The organism is Streptomyces sp. NPDC102360 (assembly GCF_044766085.1).
Classification (GTDB): domain Bacteria; phylum Actinomycetota; class Actinomycetes; order Streptomycetales; family Streptomycetaceae; genus Streptomyces.
In genome coordinates, this window is record NZ_JBIWLG010000003.1 from 747327 (window position 1) to 766044 (window position 18718).

Annotated in this window: 17 protein-coding genes; 9 read left to right on the forward strand and 8 right to left on the reverse strand. The window is 71.2% G+C overall.

Annotation, left to right across the window (positions count from 1 at the left end; genetic code table 11):
* Nucleotides 1–41: 41 nt before the first annotated feature.
* Entirely contained in the window at nucleotides 42–1265 is a 1224-nt protein-coding gene (locus tag ACIRHA_RS17750) for a cytochrome P450 (RefSeq protein ID WP_403846182.1), read from the reverse strand.
* 81 nt (nucleotides 1266–1346) lie between these two features.
* On the opposite strand from ACIRHA_RS17750, the gene ACIRHA_RS17755 reads away from it, so the two are divergent.
* A complete protein-coding gene (locus tag ACIRHA_RS17755) occupies nucleotides 1347–1640 on the forward strand; it encodes a ribosomal protein L7/L12 (RefSeq protein ID WP_403846185.1) in 294 nt (97 codons plus the stop codon).
* Nucleotides 1641–1735: 95 nt separating this feature from the next.
* Here ACIRHA_RS17755 and ACIRHA_RS17760 read toward each other — a convergent pair whose 3' ends face one another.
* Nucleotides 1736–2785: a YncE family protein gene (locus tag ACIRHA_RS17760; RefSeq protein ID WP_403846188.1), complete on the reverse strand. Its 1050-nt coding sequence runs from the start codon at nucleotides 2783–2785 to the stop codon at nucleotides 1736–1738.
* 208 nt (nucleotides 2786–2993) lie between these two features.
* Between ACIRHA_RS17760 and ACIRHA_RS17765 the strand changes: the two genes are divergently transcribed.
* The 5 genes from ACIRHA_RS17765 (at nucleotide 2994) to ACIRHA_RS17785 (ending at nucleotide 8891) form a co-directional block, all read left to right on the forward strand.
* A complete protein-coding gene (locus ACIRHA_RS17765; RefSeq protein WP_403846191.1) occupies nucleotides 2994–3779 on the forward strand; it encodes an IclR family transcriptional regulator in 786 nt (261 codons plus the stop codon).
* A 97-nt stretch (nucleotides 3780–3876) separates the two neighbouring features.
* Entirely contained in the window at nucleotides 3877–5637 is a 1761-nt protein-coding gene (locus ACIRHA_RS17770; protein WP_403846194.1) for a hypothetical protein, read from the forward strand.
* The gene (locus tag ACIRHA_RS17775; protein WP_403846196.1) at nucleotides 5634–6302 is read left to right on the forward strand and encodes a hypothetical protein; all 669 of its coding nucleotides are present in this window, start codon (nucleotides 5634–5636) and stop codon (nucleotides 6300–6302) included. The genes ACIRHA_RS17770 and ACIRHA_RS17775 overlap by 4 nt, the downstream gene beginning before the upstream one ends.
* Entirely contained in the window at nucleotides 6299–7312 is a 1014-nt protein-coding gene (locus tag ACIRHA_RS17780; RefSeq protein WP_403846199.1) for a dipeptidase, read from the forward strand. Before ACIRHA_RS17775 ends, ACIRHA_RS17780 begins: the two co-directional genes overlap by 4 nt.
* A gap of 142 nt (nucleotides 7313–7454) precedes the next feature.
* Nucleotides 7455–8891: an MFS transporter gene (locus tag ACIRHA_RS17785; protein WP_403846202.1), complete on the forward strand. Its 1437-nt coding sequence runs from the start codon at nucleotides 7455–7457 to the stop codon at nucleotides 8889–8891.
* Nucleotides 8892–8902: 11 nt separating this feature from the next.
* Here ACIRHA_RS17785 and ACIRHA_RS17790 read toward each other — a convergent pair whose 3' ends face one another.
* The 6 genes from ACIRHA_RS17790 to ACIRHA_RS17815 form a co-directional block, all read right to left on the reverse strand.
* Entirely contained in the window at nucleotides 8903–9406 is a 504-nt protein-coding gene (locus tag ACIRHA_RS17790) for a ribose-5-phosphate isomerase (RefSeq protein ID WP_403846205.1), read from the reverse strand.
* Nucleotides 9403–11187, reverse strand: a complete 1785-nt coding sequence (locus tag ACIRHA_RS17795; RefSeq protein ID WP_403846208.1) for a dihydroxyacetone kinase family protein — start codon at nucleotides 11185–11187, stop codon at nucleotides 9403–9405. The genes ACIRHA_RS17790 and ACIRHA_RS17795 overlap by 4 nt, the downstream gene beginning before the upstream one ends.
* Nucleotides 11188–11238: 51 nt before the next feature.
* Nucleotides 11239–12573, reverse strand: coding sequence for an RbtT/DalT/CsbX family MFS transporter (locus ACIRHA_RS17800; RefSeq protein WP_403846211.1), 1335 nt, complete (start codon nucleotides 12571–12573; stop codon nucleotides 11239–11241).
* A complete protein-coding gene (locus ACIRHA_RS17805) occupies nucleotides 12570–13679 on the reverse strand; it encodes an alcohol dehydrogenase catalytic domain-containing protein (protein WP_403846214.1) in 1110 nt (369 codons plus the stop codon). The genes ACIRHA_RS17800 and ACIRHA_RS17805 overlap by 4 nt, the downstream gene beginning before the upstream one ends.
* A gap of 142 nt (nucleotides 13680–13821) precedes the next feature.
* Nucleotides 13822–14646: a DeoR/GlpR family DNA-binding transcription regulator gene (locus ACIRHA_RS17810; protein WP_403846216.1), complete on the reverse strand. Its 825-nt coding sequence runs from the start codon at nucleotides 14644–14646 to the stop codon at nucleotides 13822–13824.
* 66 nt (nucleotides 14647–14712) lie between these two features.
* Entirely contained in the window at nucleotides 14713–15294 is a 582-nt protein-coding gene (locus ACIRHA_RS17815; RefSeq protein ID WP_403846218.1) for a CGNR zinc finger domain-containing protein, read from the reverse strand.
* 139 nt (nucleotides 15295–15433) lie between these two features.
* Here ACIRHA_RS17815 and ACIRHA_RS17820 point away from each other — a divergent pair, with 139 nt between their 5' ends.
* The 3 genes from ACIRHA_RS17820 (at nucleotide 15434) to ACIRHA_RS17830 (ending at nucleotide 18661) form a co-directional block, all read left to right on the forward strand.
* Nucleotides 15434–16255, forward strand: coding sequence for an EamA family transporter (locus ACIRHA_RS17820; protein WP_403846526.1), 822 nt, complete (start codon nucleotides 15434–15436; stop codon nucleotides 16253–16255).
* Between the two features lie 110 nt (nucleotides 16256–16365).
* Complete coding sequence (locus ACIRHA_RS17825; protein ID WP_403846222.1) at nucleotides 16366–17637, forward strand: MFS transporter; 1272 nt, start codon at nucleotides 16366–16368, stop codon at nucleotides 17635–17637.
* Nucleotides 17638–17830: 193 nt separating this feature from the next.
* Nucleotides 17831–18661, forward strand: a complete 831-nt coding sequence (locus ACIRHA_RS17830; RefSeq protein WP_403846225.1) for a hypothetical protein — start codon at nucleotides 17831–17833, stop codon at nucleotides 18659–18661.
* Nucleotides 18662–18718 lie beyond the last annotated feature (57 nt).

The following is an 18718-nucleotide window of genomic DNA, read 5'->3' on the forward strand; positions in this document are numbered from 1 at the left end:
AAGGACTCCAGCACGGCCACCGCCGCGTGAAGATCCTGACCTTACTGGGTGGGACGGGACCGCACCAGCGGGATTTCGGTGGCCTCCGAGGCCACGAGGGGCAGCGACGACAGTCCGCGTACGAGGCGGGTGCGTCGCCACACCAACTCCTCTGCCGGTACGGCGAGGTGGAGGCCGGGAGCGTGCGCCAGGACGGCTCGCAGTGCGATCTCCAGCTCCGCCTTGGCCAAGGGTGCGCCGACGCAGCGGTGGATTCCGTGGCCGAAGGCGAGGTGGGCTGCGGCGTCCCGATCCAGGTGGAGTGCGTCCGGCTCCGGGAACCGCGCCGGGTCCCGGTTCGCCGCTCCGAGAGCCACCGACACCGGGGCTCCGGCAGGGATGTCCGTGCCGCCGAGGGTGACGGCCTCTGTGGTGAATCGAAAGGTGGACGTGCTCACCGCGGAGTCTAAGCGGAGGAGCTCGTCCAGGGCGCCAGGGATCTCGTCCGGGTTTCGGCGGAGGCGGTGCAGTTGGGCCGGGTGCTTGAGCAGTGCCAGGACTGCGTTGCCGAGGGCGTTGGTGGTGGTTTCGTGGCCCGCCACGAGCAACAGCACCGCCAGGGAGACGAGTTCGTGTTCGCTCAGGCGGTCCTCTCCGTCGCGAGCCGCGATGAGCCGGTCCAGGAGGGAGCTGCCGGCGTCCAGGCGTTTGGCGGCGATCAGGTCCGTCATGTACGCCGCCAGCGCGTGTGAGGCCGCGTCGATCACGTCGGGTTCACCCGCCGCGAAGAGGTCCGCGGACCAGCGCTGGACGTCGGGCCGGTCGGCCGGCGGGACTCCGAGCAGTTCGCAGATCACGACGACCGGGAGCGGCACCGCCACGCCTGCCATGAAGTCGAACGGTACGCCGATGTGCCACGAGTCCAGCAGTTCATCGGTGACGCGGGCGATGAACGGACGCAGCCGCGCCACGGCCCCCGTCGTGAACGCCTTCGTCACCAGTCGCCGAAGCCGGGTGTGCCGGGGTGGGTCGCTGGCGAGCATGGTGTGGGCGACCGCGGGGTGCAGGCGTCGGCTCGATTCCCTGCCGGCGAAGAAGGTCGCCGTGTCCTTCGAGAGCCGGGCGTCGTGGAGGGCTTCCCGGGCCTCCTCGTACCCGGTGACCACGTAGTTGGTCCGGCCGCCGGAGCCTGCCGGAACGGCCAGCACCGGGCACGTGGCGCGCAGGGCCGCGTAGGCCGGATAGGGGTCCCGGAGGAAGCGGGGGTCATGGGTCGGGTCGGTCATGGTCCCAGGATCCAACGGCGTACGGCGGCTCGCGCACCGTTCGCGTCATCCGCCCATCCGCGTTGCCTAGGATCACCGATTATGGATATCGCAGCAATACTCCTCCTGGTCGGCGTGCTCATCGCGGTCGGCACCATCGAGCGCAAGGTCGACCGCGCCGACCGCAGGACCGCCCGCGTCGAGCGGAAGTTGGACCTGGTCATCGAGCACCTGGGCATCGACACCGACATGGTCGGCCCGGACCTCGACCGCGTACGGGCACTGCTGCGGGACGGCAAGAAGATCCCGGCGGTCAAGGCCTACCGCGAGGCGACCGGCGCGGGCCTCAAGGAGGCCAAGGACGAGGTCGACCGCATCGAGTCGACGATGCGCTGACCGGAAGCCGGGCGCACTCCCCCCCTGGTCGTTGACGTCAGCCGGGCGCGCTTCCAGGCCGCTGGCGTCAACCGGGCGCGCTCAGGCCGGTGGTGTCAGCCGGCCACATCGATCCGGCTGACATGATCCTCACCGTTCGGCCCGGCAGCCGACTTGTCCAGGAGGAAGGCGGTGCTCGCGTCGCTCATGTGGACGTGATTGGGCAGGGCGTTGGTGGCGATGGTTTCCTTGACGGCCCCGGAGCGCGTGTCGACCACGGACACACTGCCGTCGAGCCGGTTGACGACCAGTACGCGCGCCGAACGCCCCACCGGAGCAAGGGACTTGGCGCCCTGCCCGGTGGCTATCGACCTGACGACCGCGCCCTTGCGCAGGTCCACGACCGACACACCACCCGCCCCCTGGTCGGCCGTGTAGGCGGTGCGGCCGTTCGCGGACAGGGCTATGGACAGGGGGCCGTCTCCCGTGGGGAGGAGGCGTGGCTCGGAGGAGCCGGGGGTGATCCGGATGATGCGGTCGTGCGTGAAGTCGGTGGCGTGGACCGCTCCGGTGCGTTCGTTCACCGCGAGGCCCGTCGGGCCCGATCCCTCGACGGTGACTCGCCGAGTCTCCTTGTACGTACGGGTGTTGAAGGCGACGACCGAGCCGGTGCCGAACGCCGTGGCCCACACGGTGTCCCGCTTCTCGTCGACGACGATCTCGCGGGCGTGCGCGACACCGGGCACGGTCGCGAGGTGGCGGCCCATCCTCTGGCTGTACACGGCGATGCTGTCGTTGCGTGTGTTCGTGACCCACACCGTGTTGTGCTCGTCGTCCACATCGATGCCGTAGGCGGCTTCGATGGTGTCATCGCTGCCGTCGAGGGGCGTGGGGTACGTCGCCTCCACCTCGAGTGTGTCGGGGTCGAGACGCACCAACCCCGAGTCCGTGACCGGCGCCGGCGGCTGCCCCACCGAACTGGTCGCCCAGAGCACGTCGTTCCTCTCGGAGTACGCGGACTGGTACAGGCCGGGGGCGAGCGGCGCGGACTTGAGCGTCGAGCCGGCAGCCGCGGCGGCGGGTTCCGTCAGCGTGAACGCCGTGCAGGCCGCAAGGGCGGCAGCTCTCGCCGCGGTGCGGTGGACACGTCTGTTGAGCGAGGACATCGGTGCGGTCTCCCTGCCGATCCAGTGAGTAAATATTAGGCAAGGCTAACCTAATGTAATCGCAATGCGTGCGGCACCCGCCGGGCCCACACACCGGCCGCACACCGGTCGGCCACACACCGCCCGATCTGGATTCAATGCCCCAACCCCTTGTGCAACCCCCGGCCACTCCCTAAAGTCCCGCCGTCTCTCAAAGAAAGACGGTGTCATGAATACTGTGACAAGCTCCGCGACGCCGGGACCCTCGCGGCCCGCCACACCTCCCCTGGCCACGGTCGTGAAGGCACTGGCCCTGCTCGACTCGCTGGCCGACGCGACGGAACCCGTCCGGGTCTCGTCCCTCGCCCGGGCCATGGGCACATCGCGGGCCGAGACACACCGCCAGCTGGTCACCCTGGAGACGGCCGGCTGGATGGAACAACTCCCGGACGGCTCCTACCGGTTGACATTGCGTCCGGCCCATCTGGGTCACGCCGCACTGCGCCAGGCCGGCATCGGTGAGCGCACGGCTCCGCTGCTCGAACGCGCCGCGCGGCAGGCGGGCGAGGTCGTCAGCATCGCCGTGCTCGACACGGACACCGCGCGGGTCGTCCAGCGCGCCGATCCGGGCCGGTCCCTGCACGCCACGCTGCTCCTCGGCGACCGGCTGAGCCTGACCACCAGCGCGTCCGGACGCCTGCTCGCGGCACTGTCCGCCGAGGACATCACGGAGCCGCTGCGCACCCGCGGTGTCACCCTGCCCGACGCCGACGAACTCACCGTCGTCAACGGCACCCGGTGGGCGACGTCCACCGATGACGACGAGGACGGCATCGCCGCGCTCGCCGTCCCGCTGTGCCGCACCGGCAACCAGGTCGTCGCGGCCCTCAGCGTGCACGGACCACGTGAGCGCATCACCACGGCCGACGCGCTCGCCGTGCTGCGACCGGCCGCCCACGAGATCGAGCAGCTGCTCCGGCTCGACACCGGCGGAGCTCTCGGCCTGCACGGCTGACTCCCTCGGCCCACTCCCCCACCCCTTTCCCTGCCCCGCCCATTCACTGGGCCCGTCGGGCGTCGGGCGTACCACCCACACACGATCAGGACTGCGTATGAACGTGCCCCTTTCCGTCGTCGAACCCGCCGGGCGCACCCCGGATCGGATTCCGGGCCGGCTCCCGGACCGGATCCCGGACCGGCTCCCGGACCGACTCCTGCGGCCCGAGCGTCTCGCCCAGGTCCCGCCCACCCGGCTCAGCGCGAGCCGCGCCCTGGTCAACCGCATGGTGACGCAGGCGTGGCGGGTCGAGCGGATCGAGTTCGCCATCGACGAGCAGGCCCGCGGCCGCGCCCGCTACCGCGTCCGGACTCCGGGCGGCCCCCTCGACTTCGTCGCCTTCTCCTTCAGGCCGCGCCTCGAAGGACGTACCAGCCGCATCGTCGGCACCGACTGGGACATGACGGGTGCGCTCTTCGACGGCACCGCCGACGACAGTGAACTCGCGCACACCGAAAGGGAGATGCCGAAGCTGTACGGCGGCCGGGCCACCGCGCACACCTTGGTGTGGTGCCGCTCCAACCGCAGCCTGCGACTGTTCGAGCACGTCGTCTCCAGCCTCGCGGACGGGCGACAGCCGGACGCCCAACGCCTTTGGGATGTCGGCTACTTGATGCGCAACACCGGCCTGGACGGGAACGGCACCTTCGGCACCCGCTCCTTCGCGGCACTGCCCGACAACCACCCGTTGGCCGCGCCGCTGCACGCTCAGATGCTCGCCGCCTACCTGATGCGCGAGTTCGCGGCGGACCTCGCCGAGCACCTGGCCCGGCACCGCAACCCCGAGGCCCCCGCGCTCGACCCGGAACTGCGGCGCCGTCTGGGTCTCGGCAACGCCTCCGCGCTCGGCCTCGTCTTCTTCGCCAACAACCACCCCCGACTCGTCGACCGCTGGCTCAGCCTGCGCGAACAAGCCCTCGCGCAGGCCCTGGACGCGCGGCGCGGCGTCCCGCACCTCGCCGCCGTACGAGAGCTGATCGAGCGCACCGCGCGCTTCCACGCCCAAGACCCCACCGTTTACGAACAGTTCGCGTCACCGGCCGCACTCGCCCGCTCCCTGCACCGGGCACTCGCTCTCCTGGACGGCCTGGAGCGGCCGGGCGACAACGACGCGCTCCCGCGCCTGTGGGCCACGTGGAACACGGAGTTGGACGAGCGGGCCGTCGAGACACTCGCCGGTGTGCTCATCGACAGCGTGCCGGACCTCACGGATCCGCTCGTCGAGCGGCAGCGGGTGGACGAAACACTCACCGCCACGCCCCAGCAGACGGCCGGGGCCCTCCTGGAGCACCTCGACACCGCCTACCGTTGGGCGCTCGACCTGGACCTCACCGCGCCCGGGGCGCTGCGTCACATCTGGTACAAGTCCCGTGCAGCCGAGGAGCCCCGGCGCGGGCCGCGCGATGAGGTCGCCGAAGGCCTCGACTGGCAGCTCAACGTGCCGCGTTCGGTGCAAGCGCTGTACGCGGATCTGCGGGCCGCCGATCCGCGCGAGACCACGGGAGCGTTCTGCGTACGGCATCCCGAGCACCGGGACACCGTGGCACGGGTGCAGGGGCTCGCCGATCTGGCCCTGCACAGCCCGCACATGAACATCGCCGACGACGCGTTCGTGCCCGCGCACCTCGTCCGGTTCCTCAACTCGGCGGTCCACGGCCTGGACAAGACCGCCGACTCCGCGGGACGCAATGTCCTCGGTCTGCTCTTCCACGGCGCGCCCACACGCCATGCCATCCACCGAGGCGACCACGACGACTGGACGCTGCCCGCGCGGCTGGACGCAGCCGCTCCCACCCGCATCGAGGAGAACGTGTGACCCCCGCCCCTGCCCACCACGCCACCGCCGACCTGCGTGTGTCGGTCCGCGAGCTGCGTCTGATGACCGGCCGGGTGCTGCTGACCACCGCGATCCCGTTCGGCTCCGTGGCGGCGACCCGGGACATCGTCGTCGGCGCCGAGACGCACGGGCTCGCCGGCCTGGCCGGTCTGCTGGACGCGCTGCCCGCTCTGCGCGCCCGGCATCTGCGGCCCGAAACGCGCGGCGCCGCCGTCCGGTTCCCCGCCCCGGACACGCAACCCGCGCTCGCCACGGCCGCCGACCTCCTCGACCTCGCCGTAGCCGCTGCCCACACCGACGGCTCCGCCTCCTTCACCGCCCCCGGCGACGACTGGGCCGTTCGCGCCCTGCCACCGCTGGCCCGCCGCCACGGGGTGGAACTGGCCCTCACCGATTCCACGGTCACCGCGAGGACCGCCCTCGACGGCCCGCGGAACGGGCCCGACGCCGCCGAGCTGCGCGCCCTGACGTACGGGATGCCGGTCGCGGCCGCCCTGTGGCGGCGCTTCGTCGCCGAGGCCGAGGCCGCGCTGACGCCGGACACCGCACTGTCCCGTACACACGCCGGTGACTCGCTCTTCGGCCCCGGCGGCGAGATCCTCGCGGAGGTCGGCGAGGACGAGCCGATGGAGGTCGCGTCATGACCGCCACCTCCACCTCACCGGACACACCACTCCTCATCGACGGCCTGCAATGCGGCCCCTACGACCGCGACGTCTTCCTCCAACTGCGCGCGGGCGGTGTCACCTGCGCGACGGCCACGGTCTCGTTCTGGGAGGACGCGGTCGAGACCATGGACGCCCTGGCCGCCTGGCACGAACTGCTCGCCGCCAACGCCGACCTGGTGATGCCCGCACGCACCGCCGCCGACATCGAACGGGCGAAGGCTCAGGGCCGCACCGCCATCCTCCTGGGGGCGCAGAACGCCAGCCCGCTCCAGGGCCGGCTCGGCTTCGTCCGGCTCTTCCACGACATGGGGCTGCGCGTGATGCAGCTGACTTACAACAACAACACCGAGTTCGGGGGCTCCTGTTACGAGGAGTCCGACCCGGGGCTCACCCGCTTCGGCCGAGAGGTGGTGCGGGAGATGAACGCGGTCGGGATGCTGGTCGATCTCTCGCACTCCGGCGAGCGCACCCGCCGCGACGCCATCGAGCGCTCCGCGCTCCCGGTGGCCCTCACCCACGCCAACCCCCGTTCCCTGTACGACCATCCGCGCAACGCCGACGACACCACGCTCAAGGCGCTCGCCGCGCGGGACGGCGTCGTGGGCCTCGCCACGTACCGCTCCATCTGCGGGCACTACGCGCGCACCCTGGACGACTGGTGCGCGATGGTGGCTCGCACGGTCGACCTGATCGGTGTGCGGCACGTCGCCATCGGGACGGACCTGAGTCCCAAGGCAGGGGCGGCGGAGTTCGCGTGGATGCGCAAGGGGCGCTGGACACGCGGCGAACAGCGCGGCGCGGACCTCGGCGCATCTCCGGACTCCGCAACGGACACCGGGGAGTGGCTGACCGACGCATCCGGTCTCTCCCAAGTCGCCGACCGGCTGGTCGAGTTCGGCTTCGCACCCGACGAGGCGCACGCGGTGGTCGGAGGCAACTGGCTGCGCCTCTACTCCGCCGTCCTCGAGGGCGGCGACGGCAGTTGAACCCAGCGGTCGGGCGGCCCGCGGCAACGGTCCGCCCGACCCACAACCCGCCCACCACGGGCGGCCCTTGCTCCACGGCAATGGACGGGCCGCCCTCCGAGCGAAAGGCCGACGGGCCATGACATCTGAGCAGACAGCGAACATGCCAGGCAAACCGGCACAGCACCCGGACCCGGACCCGTCCGGGGCTGCACCACCCCCGGACGGCCGGGACGAACGCGCCGCCCGGCTGACCGCCCGCATCGACCGGCTCCCCATGACGTGGGTGCAGGGCCGCATCCTCACTCAGGGCGGTCTGAGCACCACGCTGGACGGGCTCGACCTGGGCATCATGTCCTTCCTGCTGCCGCTGATCACCACGGCGTTCGCCCTCACCGGCAGCGAGCAGGGCCTGATCGCGAGCGCGACGCTCGCCGGCGCTCTCGTGGGCGACCTGTCACTCGCGCTGCTGGGCAATCGCGTGGGCCGCAAGCCACTGCTCCTGTGGTCCCTGGTCCTGTACAGCGGCTGCACACTGCTGTCGGCCGCCGCCCCCGACTACGGGTTCCTCCTGGCCCTGCGCTTCCTCGCGGGTGTGGGTGTGGGGGTCAACGTCAACATCGTGATCCCGTACCTGGCCGAGTTCGCGCCCCGCGAGAAGCGTGCCACCTACGTCGGTTCCCTCGCCGGGTTCTTCGGCCTGGGGTACGTACTGGCCGCGCTGGTGGGCACCTTCGTGGTGGCCCGGGTCGACAACGGGTGGCGCTGGGGCCTGGTCCTCGTGGGCCTGCCCGTGGTCCTCGCCCTGTGGTGGCGGCGCAATCTGCCGGAGTCGCCGCGCTACTTGCTGCTCAAGGGCCGCGACGACGAGGCCGAGGCGGTCGTCGCGAGACTGGAGGAGTCGGTACGCGCACGTACCGGCACGCCCCTTCCCGCTCCCGAGCCGCCCGGAACGGCCGCGCGCGCCCTGGACCTCGGCGCGGCCGCGCAGTTCGCCGGCCTGTGGCGGGGACCGTACCTGCGGCAGACCATCGTGGTGTGGAGCATGTTCTTCGTCGCGAGCTTCGCCTACTACGGGTTCCTGACGTTCCTGCCCAGCATGCTGCTCGACCGGGGCATGAGCATCACCGACAGCTTCAGCTACGCGCTGATGGTCGAGGTCGCCCAGGTACTCGGTTACTACCCCGCCGCCTGGCTGGCCGACCGAACGGACCGCAAGTGGTCGATCGTGACCTGCCTCGCCGCGTCCACGCTCTGCGCCTTCCTCGTCTCGCAGGCAGGTTCCGACCTGTCGGTCCTGATCCTCAGCCTGCTCCTCGGCTTCTTCCTCAACGGCCTCTACGCACCGCTGTACACCTACCTTCCGGAGGTCTACCCGACGCAGCTGCGCTCCATGGCGGCAGCCACGTCGGACGCCTTCAGCCGGATCGGCGGCATCGTCGCCCCCATGCTCATCGGCACGATGTACGCCTCCCTCCGCTTCACCGGCGTTTTCACCCTCATCTGCGCCGTCCTCGCCGCGGGCTGCGTCCTCACCCTCACCTTGTCGACCGCGACGAGGGGCCGCTCACTGGAGACGTTGTCCGGGGCCACGTCATAGGCGTGAGGTCTTCAGCACTCCGTGAACCGCACCTCCTCCGCCCCAACCCCGCCGAGATCCGTCTCGTAGCGGGTCAGGGTTGCCACCTTGTCCGCCGAGGAGCTGGTCGGGTCGAAGCGGTGTTCCAGCCATTCGGTGGCGAGCTTGCGGGCCAGTTCCAGGCCGACCACGCGCTGGCCCATGCACAGCACCTGCGCGTTGTTGCTCTTCACCGAGCGTTCCACGGAGTACGCGTCGTGGGCGGTCACCGCGCGGATGCCGGGGACCTTGTTCGCGGAGATCGCCACGCCGAGACCCGTGCCGCAGATGAGCAGGGCGCGGTCGGCCCGGTCCTCGGCGACGAGGCGGGCCGCGGCGACGCCGATGTGCGGGTAGGCGGTCGTGCCGTCGGCCTCCACGCCGACGTCGAGTACTTCGGACACGCGGGGGTCGGCCTGGAGGTCGGCCTTGATGCGTTCCTTGTACTCGAAGCCGGCGTCGTCGCAGCCGACGACCAGACGCAGCCGGTCCGTCATGCCGTTGTCACTCCTTGTCGGTTCTGTTCGTGCGCGGGGCCCTGTGCGTATGCCTGGCCCTGTTCGTGCGCCTGTCCTTGTGTGTGCGGCGACTCGGCCAGTGCCGTCACGATCAGGGCCAGCGAGGTCGCTCCCGCGTCGGGGGTGCCGAGGCTGCGTTCCGCGAGCGGGCGGGCCCGGCCCACCTTCGGGCGCAGGTCCTTCGTCGCCTCGGCGGCGGCCGTCGCGGCCAGGGCCGCAGAGCGCCAGGCCTCGGCCGGGTCGGCGCCGGAGTCCGTGGCGCGTTGCAGTGTGTCGGCGAACGGGAGCAGGGCGTCGAGCATGGTCTTGTCGCCCGGTGTCGCTCGGCCCAGGTCGCCGATGGCGTCGGCGAATGCCCGTACGCCGGTGGTGACGTCGGCGGCCGTGTAGGAGTCCGCGACGTCGTTCAGCGTGCGCCCGAATGCCTCCAGTGCCGCGCCCCACAGCACACCCGAAGTGCCGCCCGCGTACTCGGCCCAGGACTGGCCCGCCTGCCGCAGCAGCCATCCGGCGCCGGCATCCCGGCTCGCCTGCTCGGCCCGTTCCGCGGCGAACCGGGCCCCCCGGACCATGCCGCGGCCGTGGTCGCCGTCGCCTGCGACCGCGTCGATCCGGCCCAGTTCCTCTTCGTTGTCCACCATCGTGCGGTGGATGGTCGACAGCGCCGCGCGGACCCCGTCCGCCAACTCCCTTGCGGCAGTGGATGCTTCGGGGATCTCGGTGACCGCGGCCGTGCCGCTGTGCGCATCGGTGGCGCGCAGGCCGGAGAGTGGTGCGCGTGCCTTGCGGTACGCGGGTGTGTAGGCGTCGGCGCGCCAGCGCGGCTCAAGTTCCTCGTCCAGCCACATCAGGGTGAGCGAGCAGCCACCCATGTCGAGGCTGGTCACCAGCTCGCCCACCTCGGGGTCGACGATCTCGATCCCGCGCTCGCGCAGCCGTCCGGACACCCGACCCCAGAGGAGGAAGAGTTCCTCGTACTTGGTGGCACCGAGGCCGTTCAGGATCGCGCCCACGCGGTGCCCCGCGGACGCGGGTGTCTCTTCGAGGATGCGTTCCACCAGGAGCGCCGCGAGCTCGTCGGCCCTCAGCATCGGTACGTCCTCGATGCCAGGTTCACCGTGGATGCCGAGGCCGAGGCCCAGGTGTCCCTCGGGCACCTCGAAGAGCGGCTCCCCCGCGCCCGGCAGCGTACAGCCGGAGAAGGCCACGCCGAGACTGCGCGTGGCGGCGTTGGCCGCCCGGCCGAGGCGTTCCACCTCGTCGAGGTCGAGGCCCTCGGCCGCCGCCGCGCCCATGACCTTGAAGACCGTGAAGTCGCCCGCGATGCCCCGGCGTTTGTCCTCCTCCTCCGCGGACGCCACATCGTCGGTGACGATGACGATCCGGGTGTCGATGCCCTCGGCGCACAGCCGGTCGGCGGCGATCCGGAAGTTCAGCACGTCCCCGGCGTAGTTGCCGAAGCTGAGGATGACTCCCCTGCCCTGGTCGGCGGCCTTGGCGACCGAGTAGACCTGGGTCGCCGACGGTGAGGTGAAGATGTTGCCCACCACGGCGCCGTCGGCCATGCCGGGGCCGACCGTTCCGCAGAACGCCGGGTAGTGGCCGGAGCCGCCGCCGATGACGACCGCCACCTGTGGGCGCTCGCCGCGGTGTGCGACGACGCCTCCGGGCACTCCGCGCAGCCGGTCCGCGTACAGGTCGAGAAAGCCGGCCAGTTGGTCCTCGGCGAAGTTCGCCGGGTCGTCGAAGAGTCTGGTCACGAGGGAACCTCCCAAAACAGCATCAGTGCGTCGCGTGCCTACGCGGTCGGGTCAGCGGGCCATGGCGGCCGCGGCCTGCTCCTCTTCCGAACTCGCCTCGCTCTGGCGGACGTTGAGGAACGAGACCATCACGAAGGCCGCGCCGTACAGCACGACGAACGCCCACACCACTCCGGCGTTGCCGAGGCCGACCGACAGCACGGCGGCGACCACCGCGGAGCCGAGGAACGAGGCGCCACCGGCCGCCGTGGTGTACATGGCCATGGCCGCCCCCTTGAACTCCGCAGGTACGAGCGCCGGCATGATCGCGCCCATCGGTACGAACCCGGCGAGCAGGCAGCCGAACACACAGCCCGCGACGACGGACACCCAGAAGCCCCAGGTGGAACCGGCGGGCACCAGCTGCGGCACGTACCACCAGGCGAGCAATCCGATGGAGGAGCCGAAGACACCGAACCACTGCACGGTGCGGCGCCACCCCCAGCGGTCGCCGATGGCGCCGAACAGGGCGTTGACGAGGATGTTCGTCGCGTAGACGAGGACGGTCATGGTGAGCCAGCGGCTCTGTCCCCAGCCCCGGTCGTCCGCGATGACGCCGGGCAGGATGATGAACATGCCGTACTGGGGAGCGGTGTTGATCAGGCGGACGAGGAAGCCCATCAGGACCTTTGGCTGACGTGCCGTCAGCCGCACTCCCGCGGACAGGACTTCGAAGGAGGTCTTCTCGGCCGGGGCTACCCGCTGCGATCCGTGCGGCTCCTTGACGGCGAACCGGGCGATCAGGAAACCGATCACCACCAGCGCCGTGGAGGCTGCCATGGCGCCGGTCTCGCCGCCGGTCGAGCCGCCGAACGCCGGGATCATCCCGAGCGCGAACAGCGAGCCCAGCGTGGGGAGTCCGCCGGTGAACATGACGTAGAACCAGCCGACGGCGGCGCCGTTGCGCTCCTTCGGCGATACGAGGTTCACCCACACCAGGAAGGCGAAGGCGAACAGCGGGTAGCCGAAGCCGCGCAGGAAGTAGGTCAGGAAGACCATGGGCATGCTGCCGACGGCGAGGCCCGCCAGGAACAGCGCCTCGAAGACGACCCACACGACGGTGCCGAGCAGCATGACCCGCCGCGGGCCCCACAGGTCGGTGAGGGCTCCGGAGAGGTAGCTGCCGACCAGGACGGACACGCCGTACATGGAGATGATCGTGCTGGCCGTCGCGGTGGTGCTGCCCAGGACGTGTTCGATGTGCGGGGCGATGAAGTTGGACTCGGTGCCGTTGCCGGTCATGAAGACCAGGACGGCGACGAAGCCCCAGCGCAGCGAGTGGGGTATGCCCATGCGGTCGAGCCGGGTCTCGTGGGCCTTCGCGGGCCCGGCGGCCGCGGCCGTCACGCGATCACCGCTTCGGCCTCGGCGTTCGGCAGGATGGACACCTTCACGGAGGCGCCGGAGGTGTCGGCGACCAGGTCGAGCGCCTTCTGGAAGTCGCGCAGGCCGAACTGGTGGGTGCAGATGTCCTCGACCGGCACCTTGCCCTCTTCGAGGAGGCGGATCGCGGCGGGCCAGCAGTGCGGGCCCAAGTGGGCGCCGCGGACGTCGAGTTCCTTGTCGTCGGAGATGATCGACCAGTCGACCGTGACGTCCGAGCCGAAGACCGAGTACTCGACGTAAGTACCCAGCTTGCGCAGCAGGTTGAGGCCTTGCGAGACGGCGGGTGTCGCGCCGGTGCCCTCGAGGTAGACGTCGGCGCCGTAGCCGTCGGTCATCTCCTTGACGCGTGCGACGACGTCTTCCTTGGCGGGGTTGAGGACGATGTCCGCGCCTGTGCGGCGGCCCAGTTCGAGCTTGTTGTCGTCCAGGTCGAGCGCGATGATCTTGAGCGGGTTCTTCTGCCGGGCGCCCGCGATGAGGCCCAGGCCGATCGGTCCGCAGCCGGCGACCACCACGACGTCCTCGAAGTGGATGTCGGCGCGCTCCACCGCGTGCAGCGCGCAGGAGAGCGGCTCCGCGTACGCGGCGTGGTGCGGCTTCAGGTCGTGCGAGACCTTGTGGGCGCGGGCCTTCGGCGGAACCACCATGTACTGCGCCATGGCTCCGTGGTGGTTGCGGAAGCCGAACATGTCGTGCGGTCCGCACATCCAGTACTGACCGCGCCGACAGTAGCGGCACTCCTCGCACGGCACGATCTGCTCGCAGGCGATGCGGTCACCGACGCTCACCCGCTGGGCGGCCAGCGCGTCGTCGTCGCCCGCCACCACGACGCCGACGAACTCGTGACCGGGGATGATGCCGCGCTGCGCCCAGGCGGGGCGGTTCTCGTCGCCCCAGAACTTGGGGGCGCCGTGGTAGCACTTGAGGTCGCTCGCGCACACCCCCACCGCCTCGGTCCGCAACAGTAGTTCGCCGGGCCCTGGCGTGGGGACGTCGACTTCCTCGAGCCGGTAGTCCTCGGGCCCGTGGACTACCACGGCCTGCATTCGCTTCGGCACACTGGTCACTACTACCTCCATTGGCAGTCGGCTCTCGCGCGGATGAGATGCGGTTGGGGACACGAATCCGTGTGGGGTTGGATCCGGCGGGATCACGGTGGTTCGGGGGGGCTCAGTGGTTCGGGGTGGGTCTCAGTGGATCGGGGGTGTGTCAGGACTCGGGCGCTCCCGGGCGCAGCGCGGCGACCTGCACGGTGACACCGTCCTCGCGCAACGCCTCCAACTCGGCCCGGGAGATGCGTTCGTCGACGATGACGAGGTCGAAGTCCGACAGCGGGGCGACCCGGTGCAGCGCCCGTTTCCGGAACTTGGTGTGGTCGACGAGCAGGATCCGGCGCTGCGCCGCCTCCAGGAGCGCCCGTTTGACCAGGATCGCCTCCTGCGACTGGTGGTAGCAGTGGCCGTCCGCGACCGCCGAGGTCGAGATGAACACGGTGTCGGCGCGCAGGGGTTTGATGTGGTCGCAGGTCGCCATGCCCTGGAAGGCGTCGTAGTGCGGGTCGTAGCTGCCGCCGAGGGAGATCAGCTCGATGCCGGGCCGGCCCGCCAGCGCGTTGACGATGGCGAGGAAGTTGGTGATGACGGTCAGCGGTCCGCTCTCGGGCAGCGCGCGGGCGAGGGCGAGAGAGGTGGTGCTGTCGTCCAGCAGGATCGCCTGACCCCGGTCGATGTGCTCCAGGGCTGCCGTGGCCAGTGCCTTCTTGGCCTCGCCCTGCTGCGTCGTCCGGTAGCGGACATTGCTCTCGAACAGGACGGACTGCTGGGCCGTCGCCGCCCCCCGGGTCTTGCGGAGCCACCCCTCGTCGGCGAGGCGGTCCAGGTCGCGGTGGATCGTCATCACGCTGACCCCCAGCTCGCGCGCCAGGTCCTCGATCCGGGCCGAGCCCAGCTCGAGCACCCGGTCACGGATGCGCTCCTGCCGCGCCTGCGGGCTCAGCAACTCGGCTGAACCATTGGGGAGTTCCTCGGGGGCCACAGCGTTTCCTTCCTGCCGTCGCCCGACAAGCTAACAGCGGACCCATCAAACACAACACCCCTCGTGTTAGGAATGTGTTCTGTCTTGTGATGCGTGGCCGCGCTCTTGAGATGTTCGGCCGCGCTCTTGTGACGCTTGGCCGCGCTCGCGGTGCCGGGCCACGGCGTCGTTGTTGGCGCAGCGCACCGAGCAGTAGGCGCGACGGCCGTTCCGGGAGGTGTCGACGAAGGCGAGCGCGCAGCTCCGGCGCGCGCAGCGGCCGAGCCGGTCGGCGTCGGCGGAACAGATGACGTAGGCGAGTCCGGCCGCGGTGACGGCGCGGATGTGCGCGGCCGCGTCCGCGCCGATCGCGCTGTAGTGCAGGTGGGGCCGCCCGTCGTGCAGGGAGATGCGCGGGCTGCTCGAGGCATCGGCGAGCAGTTCGTTGACCGCGTGGCAGCGCTCTTCGAGGTCCTGTCGCCCGAAGCACACGGCCAGGCGCCGGCTCCAGTCCCAGATCGACTCGGCCTGCACGGTGGAGAGCGCACGGTTCACGACACCGTGCGCGGCGAGCAGTGTCTCCAGAGCCGCAGGGCGTAGTGGCTCGGTCAGGTTGACCAGGTCGGCGGCCAGCCGGGCGGCCTCGCCACCGTAATGGTTGAAGTGCATAAGGCCATTACAGCACCGTGGGACGCGAAGGGTGCCGACGATGCGGAGGGCTCGAATGGACGTGCCGGTGAAGAGTCCCCACCCCCGGAAGAGCCCCCACCCCCGACGGACCCGGGGAGCCACGACGGCACCCGTGCTCATGCTGGCCCAGATCGCGAGTCTCCAGGTGGGTTCCGCGGTCGCCAAGGACGCGTACGCGACCGCGGGCCCCACCGCCCTGGCCGGTATGCGGCTGTTCTTCTCCGCCGTGATCCTGTGGCTGCTCGTCCGGCCGCGGCTGCGGGGGATCACGGCCGCGCAGTGGCGCGCGGCCGTCGCGCTCGGCCTGGTCCTCGCGGCCATGAACGTGGCCTACTTCCAGGCCATCAGCCGGCTCCCGATCGGCGTGGCCGCGACGCTCGAACTGCTCGGGCCGCTGGCCCTGTCGATCGCCCTGTCCCGCCGGATCGAGCATCTCGTGGTGGCGCTGCTGGCGCTGGCGGGCGTACTGCTGCTGGCTTCCCCCGGCGGCTCGCTGCCCGCCGCCGGCCTCCTCCTGGGAGGCGCCGCCGCGGTGTGCCGGGCCGGGTATGTGGTCCTGAGCCGGCGGGTCGGGCGGCTGTTCCCCGACTGGACGGGGCTGACGCTGGCGCTGGCCGTCGGCGCCTGCGTGCTGACACCGGTCACCGCCGTCACCGAGGGCGACCGGGTGGCGGACCGTCCTTCCGTCCTGTTCACCGGGCTCCTCGTGGCGCTGTTGTCCTCGCTGATCCCCTACTCGCTGGACATGACGGTGCTGCGGCGCATCGACGCGCGTGCCTTTGGTGTGCTGCTCGCGCTGAGCCCCGCGGTGGCGGCCGGGGTCGGTTTCGTGGTGCTGGGCGAGGAGTTGACGGGGCGCCAGCTGGGGGCCGCCGCGTTGATCGTCGCGGCTGGTGTGTGGTCGGTGCGTCGTGCCGCTCGGTCCGCCGAATCGGCGTAATGGGTCAGAAGCTTCAAACCCTTACTCGGCACGGCCTCAGTCGGCGGAACTAGGCTCGTCCTTTGTCCCGCGAAGCCCCGCCAAGCCCGACGGAAAAGAGGACTGATTGCATGGCTGAAGGAACGAGACCGTCCGTCCTGCGGTCGCCCGGTGTCCCGCACCTGATGGTGGTGGTGCTCTGCTGCTTCTCGGGGTTCGCGCTGCTGCTGCCCGTGTCCCCCCAGTGGGCCCTGGACGGAGGAGCCGACGAGTTCGGCGCCGGACTCGTCACCGCCGTCCTGATGACCATGACGGTGGCCTCGCAGCTGTGCGTCAAAGCCACGCTCCGCAAGCTGGGGTGGGCGCGCACGTTCGCCCTCGGCGCCCTGCTGCTCGGTCTGCCCGCGCCCCTGCAGGCACTCAGCGACAACCTGTGGGCGATCCTCGCCACCACGGCGCTGCGCGGAGCGGGCTTCGGCATCATGACCGTGTGCGGCAGCACCGCCGTCGCGGCGCTGGCCCCGCGCGGCCGTCAGGGCGCGGCCATCGGCCTGTACGGCCTGTCGATCGCGCTGCCCCAGATGGTGCTGACCCCGGCGGCGCCTGCGCTCGTCGCGGCCTTCGCCCTGCCCGCGATTCTTGCGTGCGGCATCCTTCCCGTGCTGGCCCTGCCGTTCACTCCCGCCCTGGGACGCGCCCTCGACGCCCACGCCGACACCCCGGCTCCCGGCCCCTCCGCTCCCCGCACGGCGACGGCGACGGCGACGGCGACGGCGACGGCGGCCACGCTGCGGCGCATCCTGACACCGGTGATCCTGCTGCTTCTCGTGACCGTGGCCGGGGGCGCGATCCTGACCTTCACCCCACAGTTCGCCGGCACTCCGGGGGCGGCCGCCGGGGCGCTGATCACCTTCACGGCCAGCGCGGCGGTGACCCGCTGGGGCTGCGGCGTCCTGGCGGACAGGTTCAGTGCCCGGCCGCTCAACTTCAGCCTGCTGCTCGCGGCGTGCGCCGGTCTCGGCCTCGTCGCCTGGTCCGGCCGTTCCGGTACGGCTGCCCTCCCCGGACTGCTGACCGGACTCCTGCTGCTGGGCGCGGCGTACGGAGGGCTGCAGAGCATCACCCTCGTACAGGCGCTCAACCGCGCGGGCGCGGAGAACCGACACACCACCTCCGTCGCCTGGAACATCGGCTTCGACGCGGGCACCGGCCTGGGCTCGCTCCTGCTGGGCCTCGCCGCCCAAATGGCCACGTTCTCCGCCGGCTTCCTCGTGATGGCGGTGGCGACGGGGATCGCGGCGGCACTGACGCTCCGCTCCGGCGGCGGGTCGGCCACTCCCCCATCACCGCGCCGCGCCGAGGGCGCCCCCGACAAGAAGCGGGGCTCCCTCTCGGACTGCTAGGGCCTGATCCGAACGACGGGCCTGGCCGGGCGGCCCCTCTACGCTGCCTCGTCCCCGTACGCCTACCGCCGTTTCCGTACGAGGCTCGGACCGGCCGGAAAGCAGGGGCCGTTCGGCCCGGGGCCGCGGAGCGGAACCGCTGCTAGCCTCCAAAAAAGCTGCCGCGTTCTCACGGGGGCAAGGGGGAGCGGCTATGGCCAAGGGTTCATACGACGCGTACCGGAAGGCGCTCAGCGACGTCTACCGCGGCTGGTGGCTGGCGTGGCCGTTGACGGAGCGCGTCGCGGTCGGTGAGGTGCGACAGCTGCACCGCGGTGGCTCGGTCCCCGCGGGCAGCCTCGCGGACCGGGGCATCGAGGCGAAGCCGGGCCCCGCGGGCGCTCCGGGGGACATCACGTACGACGCAGGGGGCACCGTCGCCGTACGTTTCAAGGCGGCGGGGGTCGCGGCGAAGGGGTTCTCGTCGGTGGCTGCGGCCGAGGCCGGCGCGTTGGTGGAGTTCCGGGACGAGCGCAGCGCCCTGATCGTCTACACCGGGCTCGAACAGTCGGGCCTGGCGGACGTCGCGGAGCTTGCCGATGCGCTGGTGCGGCGGCTGTGGCGGGGTGACTGGGACCCCGATCTGCTCGTCGTCTCCGACGTGGTCGCCGCCCGCGCGGGCACCGTGCTCATCGCCGAACGGGCGGGCGCCAGCGCCGAGTTGCGGCTCGAAGGGGCGGTCGGTCCTGGGCCGTTGCAGCTGGTGGACCTCGCGGGGCGGGCCGCCTTCAGCGCGTCGAGCCGGCTGGGGCTGAACTGGACGGGGACGGACCTCACCCCTTGCTACCGGGTGGTCCGGGTGCGCCGGACCTGGCTGAAGCGTGTCAGGGAGGAGTACGGCACACCGCAGCCGGGCCGTGGTCTCGCCGCGGGTCCCGTCCCTCCGCTCCTGCTGGACGAGGCCCGGGACGAGGCGGGGGCCGTCATCGAACACGCGGAACAGGCAGGGGACTTGGAACACCAGGAGTCGGAAGAACGGCTCTAGGCGCGGGGCACGAGGCGCCGGCCGCGGGGCGCCGAGCACCACGTACAACAGCACTCA

Coding starts and splice junctions, on each gene's coding strand:
- ACIRHA_RS17750 (WP_403846182.1), bottom strand. CDS start 1,265: ATGACCGACCCGACCCATGACCCCCGCTTCCTCCGGGACCCCTATCCG.
- ACIRHA_RS17755 (WP_403846185.1), top strand. CDS start 1,347: ATGGATATCGCAGCAATACTCCTCCTGGTCGGCGTGCTCATCGCGGTC.
- ACIRHA_RS17760 (WP_403846188.1), bottom strand. CDS start 2,785: ATGTCCTCGCTCAACAGACGTGTCCACCGCACCGCGGCGAGAGCTGCC.
- ACIRHA_RS17765 (WP_403846191.1), top strand. CDS start 2,994: ATGAATACTGTGACAAGCTCCGCGACGCCGGGACCCTCGCGGCCCGCC.
- ACIRHA_RS17770 (WP_403846194.1), top strand. CDS start 3,877: ATGAACGTGCCCCTTTCCGTCGTCGAACCCGCCGGGCGCACCCCGGAT.
- ACIRHA_RS17780 (WP_403846199.1), top strand. CDS start 6,299: ATGACCGCCACCTCCACCTCACCGGACACACCACTCCTCATCGACGGC.
- ACIRHA_RS17785 (WP_403846202.1), top strand. CDS start 7,455: ATGCCAGGCAAACCGGCACAGCACCCGGACCCGGACCCGTCCGGGGCT.
- ACIRHA_RS17790 (WP_403846205.1), bottom strand. CDS start 9,406: ATGACGGACCGGCTGCGTCTGGTCGTCGGCTGCGACGACGCCGGCTTC.
- ACIRHA_RS17815 (WP_403846218.1), bottom strand. CDS start 15,294: ATGCACTTCAACCATTACGGTGGCGAGGCCGCCCGGCTGGCCGCCGAC.
- ACIRHA_RS17820 (WP_403846526.1), top strand. CDS start 15,434: ATGCTGGCCCAGATCGCGAGTCTCCAGGTGGGTTCCGCGGTCGCCAAG.
- ACIRHA_RS17825 (WP_403846222.1), top strand. CDS start 16,366: ATGGCTGAAGGAACGAGACCGTCCGTCCTGCGGTCGCCCGGTGTCCCG.
- ACIRHA_RS17830 (WP_403846225.1), top strand. CDS start 17,831: ATGGCCAAGGGTTCATACGACGCGTACCGGAAGGCGCTCAGCGACGTC.